Genomic DNA, 19,727 nt, shown 5'->3' on the forward strand with positions numbered 1-19,727 from the left:
GCCTGGTGACGGGCGGTGCACCGTGGTCGATGCGGAGGGCGTCGGTGGCTGAGGCGACGGTCGCGGTCCCGTTGTGGGCCTGGGCGGCGGTCGGCGCGGTGATCGCGGTGATGCTCGCCGTGGACGTGCTTCTGCACCGGGACAACCACGTCATCGGGCTCCGTGAGGCGCTGCTGTGGAGCGCCATCTGGATCGGCGCGGGTCTGCTGTTCGGGTTGGTCGTCTGGTTCGGCCTCGGCGGTGACCCGGCCATCGCGTACTTCTCCGGCTACCTGCTGGAGAAGGCGCTCTCGGTGGACAACGTGTTCGTCTTCGCGCTGCTCTTCGGCTACTTCCAGGTGCCGCCGGGCTACCAGCACAAGGTGCTGTTCTGGGGTGTGGTGGGGGCGCTCGTCTTCCGGCTGCTGTTCATCTTCGCCGGTGCCGAACTGCTGGACCGGCTCACCTGGGCCGGGTTCGTGCTCGGCGCGTTCCTGATCTGGACCGGCTGGCGGCTGGCCGTACGCGGGAAGCCGGACGTCGACCCGGAACGCAACGTCGTGGTCCGGCTGTTCCGGCGGTTGGTGCCCACCGACGCCCGGTACCACGGCGACCGGTTCACCGCCCGGGTGGCCGGTCGGCGCGTGGCGACGTTGCTGCTGGTGGCGCTCGTCGCCATCGAGGCCACCGACGTGGTCTTCGCCATCGACTCGGTGGCGGCGATCCTCGCCATCACCACCAACACCTTCCTGGTCTGGACGGCCACCGCGTTCGCCGTCCTGGGGCTGCGCAGCCTCTACTTCTGCCTCGCCGGCCTGCTGCGTCACTTCGGCTACCTGCGGTACGGGCTCGCGCTGCTGCTGGCCTTCGCCGGGCTGAAGCTGATTCTCGCCGAGACGCCGGTGGGCAAGCTGCCGGTCTGGTTGACCCTCGCCGTGGTGGTGCTGACCCTGGCGGTCTCCATCGGCGCCAGCACCCTGGCCGCCCGCCGCCGACCCGCCGGCTGAGTCAGCCGCCGGCCCGTGCAGAGCCGCCGGGCAGGGTCAGCCGACCAGCACCGGCCGGGACAGCTGGTCGGCGAGCAGCGTGGGCGCCTCGGCCAGGGATGGGCCGTACCAGGTGAGGTGCCGCCCGGAGAGCAGGGCGCACGGTACGCCGGGGAAAGCCTCCGGCCCGTCGTCGGCGGTGAACCGGTACGGCTCGTCGGGCAGCACCACGAGGTCGGGCGCCTGTTCGCGTAACTCGGTGAGGGCCGGGCGGGGATAGCGCTCGGGGTGCTCGTCGTAGGCGTTGACCACGCCGAGGCGGCGCAGCACGTCGCCGGCGAACGTGTCGCCGCCGAGCACCACCCACGGCCGACGCCAGACCGGCACCACCGCGCGGCGGGTCGCGGCCGGCCGGGGTGGCGTGGCCCACGCCCGTCGGGCGGCGCGCAGCCAGGCCGGCTCCGTCGGCGCACCCAGTTCGGTCAGCAGGTCGCCCAGCTCGGTCAACGCGCCGGGAACGGTACGCGGATAGGTGACCCGCACCGGTACGCCGGCAGCGCGCAGCGCCTCGGCGTCAGCCTGGCGGTTCTCCTCCACGTTCAGCAGCACCAGGTCCGGCCGCAGCGCGCGAACCCGGTCCAGATCGGGGTACTTGCTGCCGCCGACCCGGGCCACGTCGAGCCCGACCGGGTGGCTGCACCAGTCGGTGGCGCCCACCAGGACTCCCGGCAGGGTCAGCGCCACCGCCTCGGTCAGTGACGGCACCAACGACACCACCCGCACCCGCGTACCTCCGTTCGCCGCCCGCACCGATCATGCCCTGCGGGCGAGTGTCGGGTCAGGGGTGGCCGGGCTCGATGCGGGCCGTCACGTCGAGGTGCGCGGGCTGGCAGTCGGTCGTCGCCGCGAATCGGCGGACCGCGGCGCGAACGTGCTCGCGTACGCCGGCGGCCGGCGCGTCGGCGGTGAGGTCCACCCGGATCCACACGTCGGGGTGTGGTGGCGCGCCGGTGAGCACCACCCGGGCCCGGCGTACCCCGGGGTTGCCGGTCAGGTCGCGTTCCAGCGCGTCGGTGAGAACGTCGGCGGCCAGCCGGGTCCGGCCCGGCCGGCGTCCGGTGCGGCTCAGGATGCCGCGCAGCGTGCCGCCCGGGCCGCGCAGTTCCCGGGCCAGCAGGCGCTGCCCGGCCAGCGCGAACAGCGCCCCGGCGACCGCCGCGGCCAGGGTGCTCCACGGCGCGGCCATCCGCCACCGGTCGACCAGATTGGCGCTGAGCAGCACCGCCGCCGGGTCAGCGCCGGGCAGCGTGCCGAGGCTGGCCGCCAGCGCCGCCGCGCCGCCCGCCACCAGCAGCAGCGCGATGATGGTCCACAGTAGTCGGTGCCCGGCGTTGGTCACGCCGGCCGCCGTCGAGGCAGCAGCCGGACGTCGATCCGGCCCGGGCGGGGCGCGGTGAGGCGGTGCAGCTCCTGGTGCACGGCGAACTCGATCTCCGCCCGGGCCGCCGGGTCGCCGGTGGCGCGAACCCGGGGACGCCACTGGCCGCCGCGCCGTCGGACCCGGACCCGGGCGCGGCGGACGCCCGGCACCGCGCTGGCGGCGTCCGCGAGCCGCCGCTCCACACAGCGCCGGTGCAGGTGCCAGCCGTCGCGTTCGTCGGCGCGCAGGCGGACCGGCGTCCAGCGGCGCAGCTGGGCGACGAGGAGGGCCAGGCCCAGCAGGAGCGCCCCGCCGGCCACGGCCCGGACCGTGGGGTCGCCCCACCGGGTGCTACTCAGCGCGTCGAACCAGCCGGTGCTGTCGAGCGGCGTCGGACGGTGCAGGGTGAGCAGCAACGCCTGGACGGCTACCGCCGCGCCGCCGATGAGCAGGGCGGCGGCCAGCAGCAGTGAGGCGAGCCGGTTGGCGGTGCGCATCTCAGCCGTCCTCCGGGACGGCGGTGCCGGCTCCGGAGGAGTCGACGCCGGGGACGAGCAGGTCGTCCACGGTGACGGTCACCACCGCCACGCTGAGCCCGGTCCGGGCGGTCACCCGGTCGGCGACCACCGCCCGGACCGTCTCGGCGATCGTCGGCACGCTGTGTCCGTACCAGGTGATCAGGTGCAGGTCGAGTCCGACGGACCGCTCGTCCAGGCGGACCGCCGCCGGGCGGACGACGGACACTCCCGGCACGAGGCTGGCCGCCTGTACGGCGATCCGCGCGATGTGCGCCGCGTCGGCCGGTCGGAGGGCCGAGTCGGTCAGGCCGGTGCCGGGTTTCGTCCCCGTCGACGGGCGGGTGGTCATCGGCGTCGCCGAGCGTCGCCGAGACCTGTCACCGCGAGGTCGCCGTCGAGCACCCGGACGACAAGCCAGCCGAGCAGGCCGGCGAGCACGGCGAGGGCGGCCACGCCGATGCCGGCGAGCGCCCAGACCGCCACGGCGAGGAACCCGGCGAGGAAGCCGAACTGCTGTCGCGACATGGTCACACCTCCGGGCCGGTCCGGTACCGGCGGTGGCTGGATACACCCGGCGGCCATCCCTGGAACGTCGGCGCTGCTGTGATCCCGGTCACACCGGAAGTCGGTGGCCCATGATCGACCACCTAGACTCGGCCCGGCTCGACCGACCGGCGGATGGATCAGGCAGATGACGAGCATCGGGAGCGACGACCGCGGCTGGCTGCGGGCGATGCCCGCCGAGGCGGGGCGAGACGCGCTGCTCAGCCGCGCCGACCACCGGATCCTGTCGGCACGCCGGCTCAGTGATCTGGTCCACGGCCGCCCACCCGGTGTCACCGGCAGCCAGTGGACCTCGGCGAGCCGCGCCAGCTTCGACTTCGTGGTCTATGCCGCCGACACCGGCCGTCCGGTCGTCGCCGTGGAGATCGGCCCGGTGCCGTCCGCCGGCTCGGCCGAACAGCGCGTGGAGCGACTCAAGGACGCCGTGAGCGCGGCCGCCGGCCTGCCCGTGCTGCGGATCGGTTCGCCGACGTTGCGGGCCACCGAACACGGCCGTCGCCTGGTCGAGTACGTGATCGACGCACGCGCCTATGCCGAAGGCGGTGCCGGGGCCACCCCCGCCGGGAACGAACCGCAGCCGGTGGGCTTCCGGGACATCCTGGGCCGGCTGCCGGACGGGCGTACCGGGCCGGTCAACGACCTCGGCGCGCTGACCCGCGCGGCGGCTGTCGAGGCGTACGTGGCCGGGCAGGTGGCCGACCCGATCGTGCGCGGGCTGCACGTCCGCTGGGTGGACGGCCCGGCGCAGGGGTGGAGTTGGGTGCAGGTACGCCCCGACGCGTGCCTCGTCGAGCGGGTCTCGGTGACCGAACACCGCTTCTCCTGCGGCATCGACGCGGCCCGGCTGGCCGAGGACCTCGCCGCCGTCGCGGTGGGCGAGCGACTGCGGGAGAACGCGGTAGCGGACCTGCTGCCACGTGCCGAGTGGACCGCGCAGATTGCCGCGCTGAGCCAGCGCCGCCACGAACTGGTCGGCGGGTTCGCCTTCGACCACCTCTGCGCCGACTGACCGGCGCGCGTTTCACCTGCTGATCCCTGCTCCGCACCGGCTCCGGGTCGGGTCGCGGCAATTTCCTGTGCGTCTGTTGAACCTTCCCGGCCGCCGCGCCGTACTCCTGCGCGAATGAACAGGATCTCCCCATCCGCGTCCGCTGGGCGCGGGAGACGGTGCAGAAAGGGCATCGTCGGCCATCGACGCATTACCGGGTGGGTCACGGCGGGTCCCCGCCGCGACGTGCCAACTCACATCCGTCGGTCCGCCGAGGGCAGAAATCCACTACCGGATCGAGAAGGAGAGCAATTCGATGCGCAGGTCCACTCGGGCGCGCCGGCCTTCCGGCAACGCGCGGAGCAAGCGTCTGCTGGCAGTTGTCGGCACGCTCGCGGTCTTCGGCGGAGTTGTCGCCGTGACTCAGATTTCGTCGGCCCAGGACCGGCGGACAAATAAGCCACGTCCGGCTTCGGGGCAGTGCGTGGAGCCGAGCCCCGGCGCGACCGCGCCGACCGGCGGCGGCTCGACCAGCCGGACCTGGCAGAACGGTCGGTGGGTGCGTAATCACTGGGGTGACGGACAGCAGTCGGTCCCCGAGTGCGAGGACGGCAAGGACGGCACGGTGGGTACCGGAACCGCAATCGCCTGTCCTGATGTGGCGGCCAAACTGCCGCAGGTGCCGAACCGGGCGCGGGCCGAGGTGGACCGCAACCTCGCCCAGTTGCAGACCCAGATCGCCGAGGCGGACCGCCGACTGGCCGCCGAGGGCAACAAGGGTGAGGCGTTCATCCGCAGCGCGATCCTCCAGCCGTTGGCCGGCAAGCGCCGCGCCGTGCTGGACCGGATCACGACCGCAATCGACCGGGTCGGACCCCGGCCGCAGGGCCTCGCGCAGCTCGCCGAGTGCCAGGTGCAGCCCACCGGCAACACGGGCGGCAACAACGGCGGCGGCACCACCCCCACCACCACCCCCGGCGGTGGAAACAACGGTGGCGGTAACAACGGTGGCGGCAACAACGGCGGTGGCAACAACGGCGGTGGCACCGAGCCCGGCGCCGGTCTCGGCGTGCTCGCCAACGACTGCGACGAGAGCCGGCTCCAGCCGCACGACGGTTTCCAGAACGGCAACCGTTGCGTGAGCACCGAGTTCGGTGAGGTCGGCGCGGCCGCCAACAACCCGTCGCTGCTGATCACCCAGTTCCCCGAGCAGGTCGGTCAGAACCAGCCCTTCACCCTGCGGGTCAGCACCCGCAACCTGGTCCGGGACCGCTTCCTCGCCGCCGGCCAGGGTGGCTACTACGTGGAGAGCTCGCTCCTCAACGACCAGGGCCTGGTCCGCGGTCACTTCCACACCGCCTGCCGGATGCTGGACAGCCTGACCGCTCCGCCGGAGCCGCAGGAGGTGCCCGCGTTCTTCGTCGCGACCGAGGACGGCCGCGGTGGCGCCCAGCCCGACGAGGTGACGATCCAGATTCCGGGCCTGCCGGAGTCGGGTACCGCCCAGTGCTCCGTCTGGGCCGGTGACGGCTCGCACCGCCTGCCGATGATGGAGCGGGCCAACCAGACCCCCGCTTTCGACTCGGTGCGCATCGACGTCAACTGACACCTGACGTACCAACGGCGGCCGGCCACCCGGGGCGACAGCCCGGGGTGACCGGCCGCCGCGTCGTTCGCCGGCCCGGACATACGACGGGGCCCCGCCGTTTTGGCGGGGCCCCGTCGTCGAGTCCTCAGCGGCTCTTGTACGCCTCGACGACCTCTACCGGGATGCGGCCCCGCTCGGAAATCTTGTAGCCGTTCTTGACGGCCCATTCCCGGATGGCCCGGTTCTGCTCCCGATCCATTCCCGCGCCGGTGGGTCGCCCCGGCCGCCGGACTGAACGCGCGCTCTCCGACGGACCGCGCCCGATCCGCCGACCCGCATTGATGTACGGATCGAGCGCCTTGCGCAGGACGCCGGCATTCTCGTCGGAGACATCGATCGTGTAGGCCACGCCGTCGAGACTGAACTCGACCGTCCGGTCGGCCTTCCCACCGTCGAGGTCGTCGGTCAGGACCGTGATTACTTTTCTCGCCATTGCCGATTACTCCCTGTGTGCGGCGGGATGTGTCCAAAGTCTGACCTATCACCCCGGTAATCCGCAACAATATGCCTTCTATTCATTCGGCGCGTCGCGATTCCGTTACCGAGCAAAACCGTGAATCGGTCCGATGACGAGGCTTCATTCCCCGAGGATGCCGCTGTGACCGGCGACGGCGGCCGCCTCGGCCCGGTTGGAGACCCGCAACTTCCGCAGCAACGCGGCGGTCATCCGTTTCACCGTCCGTTCGGAGACGTGCAGTTCTTCGGCGATGTCGACGGTGCTGCGGCCGGTGGCGATCGCCCGCAGCAGCCGCTGTTCCTCGCCGTCCAGGTCGACGGGCGTGGAGCGGGTCGGCCGCAGCATCGCGCGCAGCAGTTCGGCAGGCAGCACCGCCCAGCCGTCGAGGACCGCCAGCAGCGGGGGCAGCAGTTCCTCAGGCTCGCTGGTCTTGGGCAGGAACCCCTCGGCGCCGGCCCGCAGCGCCTCCACCGCCGACGCGGGGTCGGCGGAACCGGACATCGCGACCACCCGTACCCGTGGGGTGGTCCGCCGGATCGCGGCCACCGCCCGGATGCCGCCGGGCGGCGGCATGTGCAGGTCGACCAGGGCCAGGTCGGGGCGGCAGGTGCTGACCAGCGCGGCCGCCGCGGCGGCGTCGCCGGTCGAGGCGACCACCTCGGCGCGGCCGTTGGTGGTGATCGGGAGCAGCAACTCCAGGCCGCGGACGAAAAGGGGGTGATCGTCCACGACAACGAGTCGCAAGGTGGAGGCTCCCGGCATGTCTGGGCCGTTCCCCAGCGGGTACCGATCATGCGGGTTCGCACCGAACGAGAGGAGTCGGGTGGATGCGCGTACGGCACGGTTTGCGGGACCTGCTGCGAGGATTGCGCCCCGCCGGGCCGGCACCCGGCGGGAGGCGAACGGCAGAGGCCGATTCGGAGCTGCTGCTGCGGGTGTTGTGCCACGAGTTCCGGACGCCGATCAGCACCCTGACCTCGCTGACCCGTGCGCTGGCCGACGAGCGTCGCGAGCTGACAGGCGCCGACCGGCGGGCAATCAGTGAGCTGGCCCGCGACCAGGCCGCCCACCTGCAGCGCCTGCTGCGCGACGCGACCGCCGGCACCGGCGCGCTGACGCTGCCCCCGCAGTCGCAGCCGGCCGTTCCGCTGGCGGGCATCCTGCGGGAGGCCGCCGCGCTGGTGCCTGTCGGTCGTCGGCGGGCGAAGGCCACCCGGCGGGCGGCCTCCTGTCCGGTGCCGGCCGGACGAACCCGACAGGTGCTCGTCAACCTGGTGGAGAACGCGTTGCGGCACGGGCCACCGGATGGGCAGGTCGGGCTCTACGCCACGGTGCGCGGCCCTGGCCTGAGCATTCTGGTCACCGACGAGGGTCGGGTCGACGACGCGCTGCTGGTCGCGCTGCGGCGTCCGGCGCCGGCCGTCGGGATGTCCGGCCTGGGCCTGTGGATCGCGCGGCAGCTCGTCGCGACGGACGGGGGAGCGGTGCGGGCGCACCGACTGCGTCCGCGCGGCGTGGCGCTGGAAGTGCTGCTGCCGATGGCTCGCCCGCTGCGCTGACCCGGGCGGGACGCCGGTTGGCCCGCTCGGGTCACCGCCGTGGGAACGGCCTCGCCACCTGTCTGCGTACCCGGGAGGTTGGATGTTCCGCCACGTCAAGGAGCTGCAGTTCGAGGCCAGACCGGACGGCCCGGACGCGGCGTTCGCCCGCCGGTTGCAGGAGGTGCTGGGCGGCAAGTGGGGCGAGATGACAGTCGCCAACCAGTATCTCTTCCAGGGTTGGAACTGCCGGCTGCCCGGCAGGTACCGGGACCTGTTGCTCGACGTCGGCACCGAGGAGATGGGCCACGTCGAGATGATCGTCACGATGATCACCCGGTTGTTGGACAGCGCGCCGCTGTCGCTGAGCGACGGGATCGCGGAGGACCCCGGAGGCGCCGCGACCTACGCCGGCGAGAACCCCGCGCACTTCATCCACGGCGGTGGCGGGGCCCTGCCCACCGACTCCAACGGGGTGCCCTGGAACGGCGCGTTCATCACCGCCAGCGGCAACCTGCTGGCCGATTTCCAGCTCAACGTCACCGCCGAGGCGCAGGGACGGCTCCAGATCGCCCGGTTGTTCCACATGACCGACGACCCGGGCGTCAAGCAGATGCTGCGCTTTCTGCTGGCCCGCGACACCGCGCACCAGAACATGTGGCTGGCGGCGATCGAGCAGCTCAAGGAGGACGGGCTGGAGGAGATGCCGGTGCCGGAGGCGTTCCCGGACTCAAGCGAGTTCGCCGCGGAGTACGGCTACACCTACCTGGGTTTCTCCTCGGGCAGCGACGCCGCACAGGGGCGCTGGGCGTCCGGGCCCGCACCCGACGGCAAGGGCGAGTTCCGGTACGACGACAACCCGCTGGCGAACGCGCCGGAGCCGATGCTGCCCCCTGGTGACCCCCGCCTGTACGGCACCAGCCCAGTGGTCTGGGTCACAGATCGGAACAAGGGGAACGCTTTGTTACTTGAGTGAGACACGCTCAACTCAACGCGAGGTGTTCGATGGCAACTCTTCCGGTACTTCCCCTGACCGACACCGTGCTGCTGCCCGGCATGGTCATCCCGGTGACCCTCGACCCCACCACCCAGGCCGCGATCGACGCGGCGCGGGCGACCGGCGACCGCAAGCTGCTGGCCGTGCCGCGCATCGACGGCGAGTACGGACCCGTCGGCGTGGTCGCCACCATCGAGAAGGTCGGCCGGCTGCCCGAGGGTGAGCCCGCCGCCGTCATCCGTGGCCTGTCCCGGGCCCGGATCGGCTCCGGCGTGCCCGGCCCCGGTGCTGCCCTCTGGGTCGAGGCGACGGAACTCGACGAACCCGCCTACGCCGGTCGGGCCCGTGAACTCGCCCGCGAGTACCGCGCCCTGGTGACCTCCGTGCTCCAGCAGCGGGGCGCCTGGCAGGTCATCGACGCGGTGGAGCGGATGACCGACCTGTCCGAGCTGGCCGACTCGGCCGGTTACGCGCCCTGGCTGACGCTGGAGCAGAAGAACGAGCTGCTCGCCGCGCCGGACGTCACCGCCCGGCTGGAGCTGCTTGTCGGCTGGGTGAAGGACTACCTGGCCGAGCAGGAGGTCACCGAGCAGATTAACAGTGACGTCCGCGAGGGGCTGGAGAAGTCCCAGCGCGAGTTCCTGCTGCGTCAGCAGCTCGCCGCGATCCGCAAGGAACTGGGCGAGGACGAGCCGGACGGCTCCGCCGACTACCGGTCCCGGGTCGAGTCCGCCGAGCTGCCGGAGAAGGTGCGCGAGGCGGCCATGCGCGAGGTCGGCAAGCTGGAGCGGGCCAGTGACGCCTCCCCGGAGGCGGGCTGGATCCGTACCTGGCTGGACACCGTGCTCGAGATGCCGTGGGGCACGCGTACCGAGGACAACACCGACCTGGCCGCGGCGCGGGCGGTGCTCGACGCCGACCACGCCGGCCTGGCCGACGTGAAGGACCGCATCCTGGAGTACCTGGCCGTGCGCAACCGGCGGGCCGAGCGCAACCTCGGCGTGGTCGGCGGTCGCGGCTCCGGCGCGGTGCTCGCCCTCGCCGGTCCTCCCGGGGTGGGCAAGACCAGCCTCGGCGAGTCCGTGGCGCGGGCGCTCGGGCGTAACTTCGTCCGGGTCTCGCTCGGCGGCGTCCGCGACGAGGCGGAGATCCGGGGGCACCGGCGCACCTACGTCGGCGCACTGCCCGGTCGGATCGTCCGCGCGCTGCGCGAGGCCGGTTCGATGAACCCGGTCGTGCTCCTCGACGAGGTGGACAAGCTGGCCGCCGGCTACGCCGGTGACCCGGCCGCCGCCCTGCTGGAGGTGCTCGACCCGGCCCAGAACCACACCTTCCGGGATCACTACCTGGAGGTCGACCTGGACCTGTCCGACGTGCTCTTCCTGGCCACCGCCAACGTGGTGGAGTCCATCCCCGGCCCCCTGCTGGACCGGATGGAGCTGGTCACCCTGGACGGGTACACCGAGGACGAGAAGGTCGCCATCGCCCGCGACCACCTGCTGCCCCGGCAGCGGGAGCGGGCCGGGCTGACGGTCGACGAGGTCACGGTCGCCGACGAGGCCCTCGCGCTGATCGCGGGGGAGTACACCCGGGAGGCCGGTGTCCGGCAGCTCGAGCGTGCCCTGGCCAAGATCCTGCGCAAGGTGGCCGTGACGCTGGCGACGGACCCGACGCCGGTACGCGTCGGCACCGACAACCTCGCCGGCTACCTGGGCCGACCGAAGTTCACCCCGGAGTCGGCCGAGCGGACCGCAGTGCCCGGCGTGGCCACCGGCCTCGCCGTCACCGGCGCCGGTGGGGACGTGCTCTTCATCGAGGCGACAAGCATGGAGGGCGAGCCGGGGCTGACCCTGACCGGTCAGCTCGGTGACGTGATGAAGGAGTCGGCGCAGATCGCGCTCTCCTACCTGCGCTCCAACGGTCGGCGGTTCGGCATCGACCCGAACGCCCTCGCGGGACGCCGGATCCACGTCCACTTCCCGGCGGGCGCGGTGCCCAAGGACGGCCCGAGCGCCGGCATCACCATGGTCACGGCCCTGGCGTCGCTGGTGACCGGTCGCCCGGTCCGCCCCGAGTTCGGGATGACCGGTGAGGTGACGCTCTCCGGTCGGGTGCTGCCGATCGGTGGCGTGAAGCAGAAGCTGCTCGCCGCGCACCGGGCCGGCCTCACCGAGGTGATCATCCCGGCGCGCAACGAGCCCGACCTGGACGACCTGCCGACCGAGGTGCGCGAGGCGCTGACCGTGCACACCCTGGCCGACGTGGCCGACGTGCTCGCCCTGGCGCTGCGCCCGGCCGACGTGAAGACGCTCGACGGTCCGGCGCTCTTCGCGGTCTGACGCTCCGACCATCCGGGCCCCCGCCGTCTTCCGACGGCGGGGGCCCTTTCGGTACGCGGGGGAGGGCTACTGTCTCGTCTGCACCGTCAAACACCTCACCACCGCCGCGAGGCGGCCCCCTGGAGGAACCCCCGTGAACGTGGTGCTCTGGATCATTCAAATCCTGCTGGCCGCCGTCTTCGCCGGCGTCGGGTTGGCCAAGCTGAGCCAGCCCAAGGAGAAGCTGCGCGACGTGATGCGGTGGGTGGACCCGGTCCCGCCGTCGCAGGTCAAGTCGCTCGGCGCGGTCGAGCTGCTGGCCGCCGCCGGGCTCGTGCTGCCCGCCCTCACCGGCATCGCCACCGTGCTCACGCCGCTCGCCGCCGTCGGGCTGGTCATCGTCATGATCGGCGGCATCCTGGTGCACCTGCGTGCTCTGCAGCAGCAGGCCTCCCGGGACGGGCGTCGCACCGAGATCCAGGGCGCGATCACCTGCGCGGTGCTGCTCGTCCTCGCCGCCGTGGTGGCCTGGGGCCGCTTCGGCCCGTACGCCCTCTGATCCGCGTCGGCGACCGTCGTACTCCGGCGGTCGCCGACGGCGTGCTCAGCGCTCGTCGCCCCCGCGGTCCCGGCGCACGGTGGCCTTGCGGCCCTTGATCGTGCTGGAACGCAACCCGGAGATGACCTCGTCGGCCACCCCCTGCGGCACCTCCACCAGCGAGAACCGGTCGGCGATCTCGATCGAGCCGATGTCCCGGCCGCGGATGCCGGTCTCCCCGGTGATCGCGCCGACCAGATCCTGTGGGCGCACCCCGGCGCGTCGGCCCAGACCGACGAAGACCTGAACGGTGTTGCCCCCGCCGGAGCGTGGCCGGCCCCCGCCGCGCCGGTCGCCGCCCCGGCCACCGGTCTCCGGTCGACCCTCGCGCGGCCCGCGGACCGGAACCTGCGGGATCTCCTCCTCGTCGTCGGAGCCCGGCGACGTCACTTCGTGGGCCAGCTTCACGGCGGCGAGGGCGACCTCCATCAGGTCGAACTCGTCGGTCAACGTCTCCACGATCACCCGGAACGGGTCGAGGTCGTCCTCCAGCAGGCTCTCGCGCAGGGCCGCCTGGGTCATTTCCAGCCGCCGGGTACGCATGTCCGCCACGGTGGGGATCTTGTCGATGGTGATCCGCTGGCCGGTCACCCGCTCGATGGTCTTGAGCATCCGGTGCTCACGAGGCTCGGCGAGGGTGATCGCCACGCCCTCGCGGCCAGCCCGACCCACCCGGCCGATCCGGTGCACGTACGACTCCGGGGCGGACGGCACGTCGTAGTTGACGACGTGGGTCAACTGCTCGACGTCCAGCCCACGGGCCGCCACGTCGGTGGCGACCAGCAGGTCGGCGGTGCCCGCCCGCAGCCGGCCCATGACCCGGTCGCGCTGCTCCTGGCTCATGCCACCGTGCAGCGCCTCGGAGCGGTAGCCCCGACCGTTCATCGTCTCGGTCAACCGGTCGACCTCTTCCCGGCTGCGGCAGAACACGATCGCCGCGGTCGGGGACTCCACGTCCAACACCCGCCCCAGCGCGGCCGGCTTGTGCGCGCGGGTCACGATGTACGCGCTCTGCCGCACCCGGGGCGCCTCGCCGGCGACCTGCTGCTCCCGCCCGATCTCGATCCGGACCGGTTCGCGCAGGTGCTGGCGGGCCATCCCGTCGATGCGCGACGGCATGGTGGCCGAGAAGAGCACCGTCTGACGCTGCGCCGGGGCGTGCTCCAGGATCGCCTCGATGTCCTCGGCGAAGCCCATGTCGAGCATCTCGTCGGCCTCGTCCAGCACGACCGTGGCCAACCCGCCGAGGCGCAGGGTGCCCCGGGCGATGTGGTCCAGGGCCCGCCCGGGGGTGGCCACCACCACGTCGACTCCGCTGTCCAGTGCCCGCAGCTGCCGCCCGATCGGCTGCCCACCGTAGATCGGCAGCACCCGCGCGCCCAGGTCCTTGCCGTAGCGGTGGAACGCCTCGGAGACCTGCACCGCCAGCTCCCGGGTCGGCACCAGCACCAGCGCCACCGGGTCGCCGCCCTGGCGGTGTGCCGTCATGAGGTTCAGCAGTGGCAGCGCGAACGCAGCCGTCTTGCCGGTGCCGGTGGCCGCCTGACCCAGCAGGTCCCGACCCTCCAGCAGCGGTGGGATAGCCTCCCGCTGGATAGGGGTCGGCTCCTCGTACCCGAGGGCGGCGAGCGCGCCCAGCAGCTCGGCGCGCAGCCCCAGCTCGGTGAAGGCGCTCACCTCGTCGGTGCCGGCGGGGGTGGCGTCAGTCGGTGCGTCGTGCTGTGCAGGTGCGGAACTCATGGGGTCAAGCCTTTCATCACGCCGTCCGGGCCGTTGCGGCGACCGCCACAAGAGCTGTTCCCGGGCCCGTGCCACGGCTGTTCCACCACCCCGGCAGCGGCCTCGGTCAGGCGTCGGTGGTCAGGATGGCCAGCACCATCACTCCGGCGAGGGCCGCGTCGAGCACCCCGCAGAACTCGGCGTAGCCGCGTGGCACCACCCGGCCGTTGCGGTGGTGCGCCAGGTCCCAACCGGCGTGCGCCAACCACCCGAACGCCACAAGCCAGGCGGCGGTCCGCCCACCGGCCACGACCGCGACGAGCGTCAGGGCGACCCAACCGGCCAGTCCGGCGAGTTGGGTGGCGAGCACACCCTGCCCGCCGAGCGTGCGGCGCGCCATGCCGATCAGCAGGTAGCCGCCGGGGAGCACCAGCATCGTCCACGGGCTGAGCACGCTCGGGTCGACCCACATGTCCACGGTCATCAGCAGCGCCAGCCCGGTCGGCCAGCGGTGGGCGAGCGCCACCACTACCGGGTGCCGGCGTACCGGCGTCGGCGCCTCGTGCCGGTGGCGGACCGCCACCAGCACCATCGCGGGAATCATCAGCAGGTGACCGCCGAGCATCAGCGCGTCGGCACTGATCACGCCGGCCCGGAACGGCACGAGCAGGAGCAGGAACGGGACGTACATCGCGGCGGCCATCTCGCCGACCGCATGCCAGTGGTGCGCACGGTAGCGCATTCCCACGGTCATCCCGACTGTCATGTTCGTGGCCATCACCAGTGCGGCGATCTCCGGCCGGGCCAGCGCGTCGGCGACGCCCAGGGCGGTGCCGGCCATCTCCCACAACGGCCCGAGCAGCAGCATCCCGGCGACCATCGCCAGGGCCATCTCACCCAGGTGCCACAGCAGCCGCCGGGTGCCGCGGCTGGTCGGTGCCGCGCTGGTCGGTGGCGCGTCCGGGTGCGCCGGGTCCTCGGTGGGCAGGGGTGCGGGCGACGGTACGGCGGTGAGGCTGTCCGCGTACATCTGGTTGTTGTCCATGCCTTGACCCTGCCGGTGTCCCCGGTGTGGCCGGCAGACCCGTCCGTCACGGGAAAAGCGTGCGGACCGCACGGTGCGACAGTGACAGTTCGCATGGGTGGACCGTGCGCGGCGCGGTCCTAGGATCGGTGCGTGGCGAGCGAGGCGGTGACTCCCCGGGCGGACCGCCGGCTGCGCCGTGCCCGACAGGCGACGCTGGTGTCGCTGGCCACCGGTCTCTGGGCGAGCATCCTGCTACCGGCGGTCGGCCTGACCCGCGAGCCCGACCCGGGTCGGGTGGTGCTCGGCGCGGTCGGCATCCTCGCCTTCGTGATCGCCCAGACCGTCGTCCTGTACGCGGCCGTGACGCCGTGGCTCGACCCGCGCTGGCGGCGTCGGGCCGAGCTGAGCCTGGTCGGGGTGGCGGTGCTGACCGTTCCGCTCGTGGGCCCGGTGGCGGCCGGCAGGTGGCCGACCTGGGCCTGGCTCGGTGCGGCACTGATCGGCATGACGCCGCTGCTGGTGCGGTGGCGGGCCGCGCTGGCGGTGGCGGCCGGCGTCCTGGTGGTGGCGGTCGCGGTGGCCTGGTGGACCGACGGTTCCGTCCCGCGCCACCTCGCCGTGACCGGTGGGATCGGCGTGGCTGTCGCCGCCGTCAACGGGTTCCAGGTCTGGTTCTGGGACCTCCTCGTCGAGGCTCGGCAGGGCCAGGCCGCCCAGGCCCGGCTGGCCGCCGCCGAGGAGCGGCTGCGCTTCGCCCGCGACGTGCACGACGTGCTGGGGCACCGCCTCACGGTGATCGCGTTGAAGGCCGAACTCGCCGCCCGGCTCGCCCCGGTCGATGCGGAACGGGCCGGGCGGGAAGCCGCCGAGGTGCAACGGTTGGCCGCCTCCGCGCTGAGCGAGGTACGCGAGACAGTGCACGGCTACCGGGCCGTCGACCTCGACGAACAGCTCACCGCGGTGGTGGGGGTGCTGCGCTCCTGCGGGGTGCGCTGCACCGTTCAGCCGCCACCGGCGGATCTGCCGCAGCCCGCCGCCATCGAGCTGGCGGCGGTGCTGCGCGAGGCGAGCACCAACGTGCTGCGGCACAGCCGGGCCGACTGGTGCCGGATCCGCATCGATCGGGAGGATGACGTGGCCAGGATGACGGTGGCCAACGACGGCGCCGACGACAGTGGCCCGGACGCGCACAGCCACGGCCTGCGGGGGCTGGCCGACCGGCTCGCCGCTGCCGGGGGCGAGTTGCGGGTACGCCGGGAGGACACGATCTTCACCCTCGAAGCCACAGTGCCGGCGCCGTCGTGATCCGCGTCCTGCTCGCCGACGACGAGGACCTGATCCGGGTCGCCGTCGCCGCGCTGCTCGACCTGGAACCGGACATCGAGGTGGTGGCACACGCCGCCGACGGGCCGTCAGCCGTCACCGCGGCACTGGCGCACCGCCCGGACGTGGCAGTGGTGGACCTGGAGATGCCCGGCCTGGACGGCATCGCGGTGGCCGCCGAGCTGACCCGGGTCCGACCCGACTGCGCGGTGGTCGTGCTGACCGGGCACGGCCGTCCGGGTCACCTGCGCCAGGCGTTGACCGCAGGTGCCCGGGGGTTCCTGCCCAAGGGCTCGCCGGGTTGGGCGCTGGCCGACGTGATCCGCCGGGTGCACGGCGGAGGTCGCTACGTCGACCCGTCACTGGCCGCCGAGGCGCTGACCCTGCCTCCGTGCCCGCTGACCCCTCGGGAGCTGGAGACGCTACGGCTGGCCGAGGTGGGCGCCCCGGTCGCCGTGATCGCCCGCCGGGTGCACCTGTCCACCGGCACCGTGCGCAACCACCTCTCCGCCGCCGTGCAGAAGCTCGGCGCGGCCGACCGGGCCGAGGCCGTCCGCACGGCGCGGGACAACGGCTGGCTCTGACCACGTCACCCTGGCGTGCCCCGGTAGCGTGTCGGGGTGCGTACGGTGGAGCTGGTCTGCTCGCCCGGCCTGGAGGTCGCGGTCCGGGCGGTCTGGGGCCGCCTGGCGGCCGCCGGGTTGCCCAGCCTGGCCCGCAACATCCACCCGACCAACCGGCCGCACCTCACCCTCGCCGCCGTCGACGATTTCCCGCCCGGAGTGGACAGCCGCCTGGCCGAGCTGTTCGACGCCGCGCTGCCGGTGCCGGTCACTCTCGACCGGGTCGTCGTCCTCGACGGCAGCGCCCCACTGGTCTGGCTCGTCCGACCCACTCCGGCGCTGACGGCGCTGCACGCCGCCGTCTGGGACGTCCTCGCCGAGGCCGACGGACACCGCCCGTGGCACGCGCCCGACGCGTGGGTGCCGCACCTGAGTCTGGCCCTGCGGTTCCGCAACGCGGACCTGCGGCTGGCTCGTGGCGTCGCCGGTGGGCAGCGACCGACGGGGACCTTCGACGCCGCTCGCAGCTACGACGGCACGGACCGGTCGGTGACCCCGTTGACCAGGCACGGATAGCGCATCGCTGCCGCCCCCGCCACCACCGGCTCGGCCGATGCGGCCGCCGGGGCGTGTCGCCCCGACGGCCGCCGGCCCGATCCTGGTCAGTTGTCGCGCGGCTGCGGGATCTCCTGCCTGGTGAACGAGGTGCCCCCGGATGCGGCGTTCCGGGTGGCGAGCGAGTCGGCCGACTCGTTCATGTCATAGAGCCGGACCGAACCGTTCGCGGTTCGGCTCACGAACCCGAGTCGAGTACCGCCGGAGTTCTGGAAGACGAAGGCCGTCGGATCCGTCGGATAGGCCTCGCCCGGTACGGTCGCCTCAGCCCAGTTGCCCCAACCGGTGGAGCCGGCGGCGGTCTGTCGGCTGTGGTGGATGGTGTCGCCGGTCGTACGCGTGAACACCGAGACGCGGCCGGTGTTGGGGCTCAGGACCGCGGACGGGGACCCCACCGGCGTGATGCCGCCGTCTCCGACCGCGTTCCAGGTGCCGGGCCAGGTGCCGTCGATGTTCTGCAACTGGCTCTTGACCACGCCGTCGGTGTGTCGGGCGAACACCATCAGGCGACGGCCGGGCAGTGTCACCACGCTGGGCGTGTCCACGAAGCCCGCACTACCCAGCCCCGTCCAGGCGGTGGTCAGCGCGCCGGCCTTGTACGTGGCGGCCTGCAGGGCGCCGGACGCGTTGGCCACCAGGAGTGTGGCAGTGCCGTCCACTCCCGGCACGACGACCGGCGTGCCGGTCAGGCCGACGCCACCGAGCGACGTCCAGGGGAGCAGATCCCCGGCGGTGCCGTCCTGCCGGCGGTGCCACAGCCCGCCGTCGGCGTCCAGGGCGAAGACCGCGCGGGTGTCGTCGGAGAGCCGGACGGCGGCTGGCTCCGAGCGCATCGCGCCACCGAGGGCGAGCCACGGGTTCCAGTCCGGCATGGCCGGCGTCTTCTGGGTCAGCGAACCCACGTTGCTGGTGGTCTCGTGGGCGACGACGGTGACCCGGTTCTGGGCGTCCGACACCAGGGACGGCTTGCCGGTGTACGCCTCGGTGCCGGGCACCGGTGACCACTGGATCGAGAACAGCGAGTCCGGGTTCGCGCGCCCGTGCCGCAGTTGACCGATGTTGTCGCTGTAGGCGATCTCCAGGCTGCCGAGCGCGGTGCCGGCGGGCGGGGCCTGCACGACCGCCAACGGGGCGTTCTGCTGTACCGGGGTGGCGGGCAGCGCGGGGCTGGTGATCGCCCCCTGCGTGCAGGTGTTGGTGGTGGTGAAGACATTCGGGAAGCCGGCCCAGCCCGTGCCGATCTGGTCAGCGGTCAGCGCCCAGGACAGGTTGTCCTCGCGGAAGCGGTACTGGAACAGGTCGCCGTCGGCCTGGATGCCGAAGAGTGTGTCGCCGCCGGAGGAGAAGAGCCCCTTGGTGAATGCCTGCCAGCCGCTCGAACCGACCTGGCGGTCACGGAGGAGCCACCGCTGGCTCGCGGGGTCGAACCGGTGTCGGTAGAGCTTGCCGTCGGACGCTCGGGCGTAGAGGGTGCCGGGGGCGCCGGCCACGATCAGGTTGTATCGGTCCCAGCCGGTGTCGATCACGCGCGCGTTGATGGTCCACGTCCGCGTCGGCTCGTCGTACCGGTACCAGCGCAGTCTGCCCTGGGCGTCGACGGCGTAGAAGTCGCCGATCTGGTCCACTGTGATCTTGTCGCGGAGGGCGGTTGTCGCGTAGTTCGTAAAGCTCGTACTGATGACCCAGTTCTGCTTGCCGTCGACGGTTTCCCAGACGCTGCCCGTCCATCGGTAGCGGTTGAGCCCGGTCGAGTTGATGCCGTAGACCCGCCCGTCGGGCCCGCCCAGCAACCGGCCGAACGTCTGCCAGCCGGCGGGGCCGACGGTGGTGGCGGCGGTGAAGACGCCGCCGTCGCGGCCCGGGGTGCTGTACTGGCGGCGGGAGAGCGTGCCGGTCGTGGTCGAGTTGAAGAACGCCGCCGCTCCGGTGCAGCTGAAGGCGTCGGTCGCCGCCTGTGCGGGAGACGCCGGCAGCGGTGCCGCGAGGCCGGCGGCGCCGATGAGCGCCGCGGCGGTCAACGCGAGCGATCGACGCCGAGAAAGCGTCCGTGGTGCGGATTCTCTGGTCAATTTAAACACGTGTGTTTCATCCTCCCCCGAAAATGACGAGATTGACCGTAGTTGATGAACAGGCATGCGGCGCCCGGCACATAAACAATGCGCGGACTGTGCTCGGCAGGTGCTGAATCCGCCACGGTCGCGGCCCATCATGCACGACCGCGAAGCGCCTGCCAAGCGCGGCCGGCGGGCGGAAGCGCCGTCCGATTGGTGGGCTCCACGATCGTCCACGATGGACGAAAACGAGCGGGTCGGAGCGAGCATCGAACGGACGTAAGCCATCAAAAGCCCCGAGTCTTGACGGAAAGTAATCGTCCCAGGTCGTAGCGCTGATCAGCCAAATGGCCGCGGTCGCGGCTTGACAGCCGATCGGGCGTGCTGCAACCTACAGCGGCATATCGACAAGTAGCAG

The 19,727-nt window shown here is 72.6% G+C and carries 20 protein-coding genes; 10 read left to right on the forward strand and 10 right to left on the reverse strand.

All coding sequences use genetic code 11. The features are described 5' to 3' along the window. Positions 1-29 precede the first annotated feature (29 nt). Positions 30-986 (forward strand): TerC family protein, encoded by a 957-nt coding sequence (locus ACQP0U_RS15155; RefSeq protein ID WP_433319868.1) that lies wholly within the window; start codon positions 30-32, stop codon positions 984-986. Between the two features lie 36 nt (positions 987-1,022). Here the strand turns inward: ACQP0U_RS15155 and ACQP0U_RS15160 are convergent, their stop codons facing one another. The 5 genes from ACQP0U_RS15160 to ACQP0U_RS15180 are packed head-to-tail and all read right to left on the reverse strand — an operon-like array spanning position 1,023 to position 3,428. After that, entirely contained in the window at positions 1,023-1,748 is a 726-nt protein-coding gene (locus ACQP0U_RS15160; RefSeq protein WP_433319871.1) for a helical backbone metal receptor, read from the reverse strand. Positions 1,749-1,803: 55 nt separating this feature from the next. Beyond that, positions 1,804-2,364, reverse strand: coding sequence for a hypothetical protein (locus tag ACQP0U_RS15165; protein ID WP_433319874.1), 561 nt, complete (start codon positions 2,362-2,364; stop codon positions 1,804-1,806). After that, positions 2,361-2,882 (reverse strand): DUF6286 domain-containing protein, encoded by a 522-nt coding sequence (locus ACQP0U_RS15170; protein ID WP_433319876.1) that lies wholly within the window; start codon positions 2,880-2,882, stop codon positions 2,361-2,363. Before ACQP0U_RS15170 ends, ACQP0U_RS15165 begins: the two co-directional genes overlap by 4 nt. A 1-nt stretch (position 2,883) precedes the next feature. Beyond that, on the reverse strand, positions 2,884-3,252 hold the full coding sequence (locus ACQP0U_RS15175; protein ID WP_433319879.1) for an Asp23/Gls24 family envelope stress response protein: 369 nt from the start codon (positions 3,250-3,252) through the stop codon (positions 2,884-2,886). Then, positions 3,249-3,428 carry a hypothetical protein gene (locus ACQP0U_RS15180; protein WP_433319882.1) on the reverse strand — a complete coding sequence of 60 codons (180 nt, stop codon included), beginning with the start codon at positions 3,426-3,428 and terminating at the stop codon, positions 3,249-3,251. Before ACQP0U_RS15180 ends, ACQP0U_RS15175 begins: the two co-directional genes overlap by 4 nt. A gap of 166 nt (positions 3,429-3,594) precedes the next feature. Here ACQP0U_RS15180 and ACQP0U_RS15185 point away from each other — a divergent pair, with 166 nt between their 5' ends. Beyond that, positions 3,595-4,476, forward strand: a complete 882-nt coding sequence (locus ACQP0U_RS15185; RefSeq protein ID WP_433319885.1) for a DUF2726 domain-containing protein — start codon at positions 3,595-3,597, stop codon at positions 4,474-4,476. Between the two features lie 295 nt (positions 4,477-4,771). Further along, positions 4,772-6,061 carry a hypothetical protein gene (locus ACQP0U_RS15190; protein WP_433319888.1) on the forward strand — a complete coding sequence of 430 codons (1,290 nt, stop codon included), beginning with the start codon at positions 4,772-4,774 and terminating at the stop codon, positions 6,059-6,061. 127 nt (positions 6,062-6,188) lie between these two features. Here ACQP0U_RS15190 and ACQP0U_RS15195 read toward each other — a convergent pair whose 3' ends face one another. Together ACQP0U_RS15195 and ACQP0U_RS15200 are read right to left on the reverse strand one after the other, a co-directional pair. After that, entirely contained in the window at positions 6,189-6,536 is a 348-nt protein-coding gene (locus ACQP0U_RS15195; protein ID WP_433319891.1) for a histone-like nucleoid-structuring protein Lsr2, read from the reverse strand. 144 nt (positions 6,537-6,680) lie between these two features. Then, positions 6,681-7,289, reverse strand: coding sequence for a response regulator (locus tag ACQP0U_RS15200; protein WP_433319894.1), 609 nt, complete (start codon positions 7,287-7,289; stop codon positions 6,681-6,683). Between the two features lie 98 nt (positions 7,290-7,387). Here ACQP0U_RS15200 and ACQP0U_RS15205 point away from each other — a divergent pair, with 98 nt between their 5' ends. From ACQP0U_RS15205 to ACQP0U_RS15220, 4 genes are all read left to right on the forward strand, one after another. Continuing rightward, positions 7,388-8,119, forward strand: coding sequence for a sensor histidine kinase (locus ACQP0U_RS15205; protein ID WP_433319897.1), 732 nt, complete (start codon positions 7,388-7,390; stop codon positions 8,117-8,119). An 82-nt stretch (positions 8,120-8,201) separates the two neighbouring features. After that, entirely contained in the window at positions 8,202-9,074 is an 873-nt protein-coding gene (locus ACQP0U_RS15210) for a manganese catalase family protein (protein ID WP_433319900.1), read from the forward strand. Between the two features lie 29 nt (positions 9,075-9,103). Continuing rightward, on the forward strand, positions 9,104-11,434 hold the full coding sequence (lon, locus tag ACQP0U_RS15215; protein ID WP_433319903.1) for an endopeptidase La: 2,331 nt from the start codon (positions 9,104-9,106) through the stop codon (positions 11,432-11,434). Positions 11,435-11,567: 133 nt separating this feature from the next. Next, positions 11,568-11,972, forward strand: coding sequence for a DoxX family protein (locus tag ACQP0U_RS15220; protein WP_433319906.1), 405 nt, complete (start codon positions 11,568-11,570; stop codon positions 11,970-11,972). Between the two features lie 45 nt (positions 11,973-12,017). Here ACQP0U_RS15220 and ACQP0U_RS15225 read toward each other — a convergent pair whose 3' ends face one another. Next, positions 12,018-13,751: a DEAD/DEAH box helicase gene (locus ACQP0U_RS15225; protein ID WP_433319909.1), complete on the reverse strand. Its 1,734-nt coding sequence runs from the start codon at positions 13,749-13,751 to the stop codon at positions 12,018-12,020. 106 nt (positions 13,752-13,857) lie between these two features. Next, positions 13,858-14,775, reverse strand: a complete 918-nt coding sequence (locus tag ACQP0U_RS15230; RefSeq protein ID WP_433319912.1) for a hypothetical protein — start codon at positions 14,773-14,775, stop codon at positions 13,858-13,860. Between the two features lie 132 nt (positions 14,776-14,907). On the opposite strand from ACQP0U_RS15230, the gene ACQP0U_RS15235 reads away from it, so the two are divergent. The 3 genes from ACQP0U_RS15235 to ACQP0U_RS15245 are packed head-to-tail and all read left to right on the forward strand — an operon-like array spanning position 14,908 to position 17,219. Continuing rightward, a complete protein-coding gene (locus ACQP0U_RS15235; protein ID WP_433319915.1) occupies positions 14,908-16,062 on the forward strand; it encodes a sensor histidine kinase in 1,155 nt (384 codons plus the stop codon). Then, entirely contained in the window at positions 16,059-16,664 is a 606-nt protein-coding gene (locus ACQP0U_RS15240; RefSeq protein ID WP_433319918.1) for a response regulator transcription factor, read from the forward strand. Before ACQP0U_RS15235 ends, ACQP0U_RS15240 begins: the two co-directional genes overlap by 4 nt. Before the next feature lie 36 nt (positions 16,665-16,700). Next, entirely contained in the window at positions 16,701-17,219 is a 519-nt protein-coding gene (locus tag ACQP0U_RS15245; RefSeq protein WP_433319921.1) for a 2'-5' RNA ligase family protein, read from the forward strand. Between the two features lie 86 nt (positions 17,220-17,305). Here ACQP0U_RS15245 and ACQP0U_RS15250 read toward each other — a convergent pair whose 3' ends face one another. Further along, entirely contained in the window at positions 17,306-19,276 is a 1,971-nt protein-coding gene (locus tag ACQP0U_RS15250; protein WP_433319924.1) for a tachylectin-related carbohydrate-binding protein, read from the reverse strand. Positions 19,277-19,727 lie beyond the last annotated feature (451 nt).

Origin of the sequence: Micromonospora sp. CA-269861 (genome assembly GCF_050948505.1) — a bacterium.
GTDB lineage: Bacteria > Actinomycetota > Actinomycetes > Mycobacteriales > Micromonosporaceae > Micromonospora.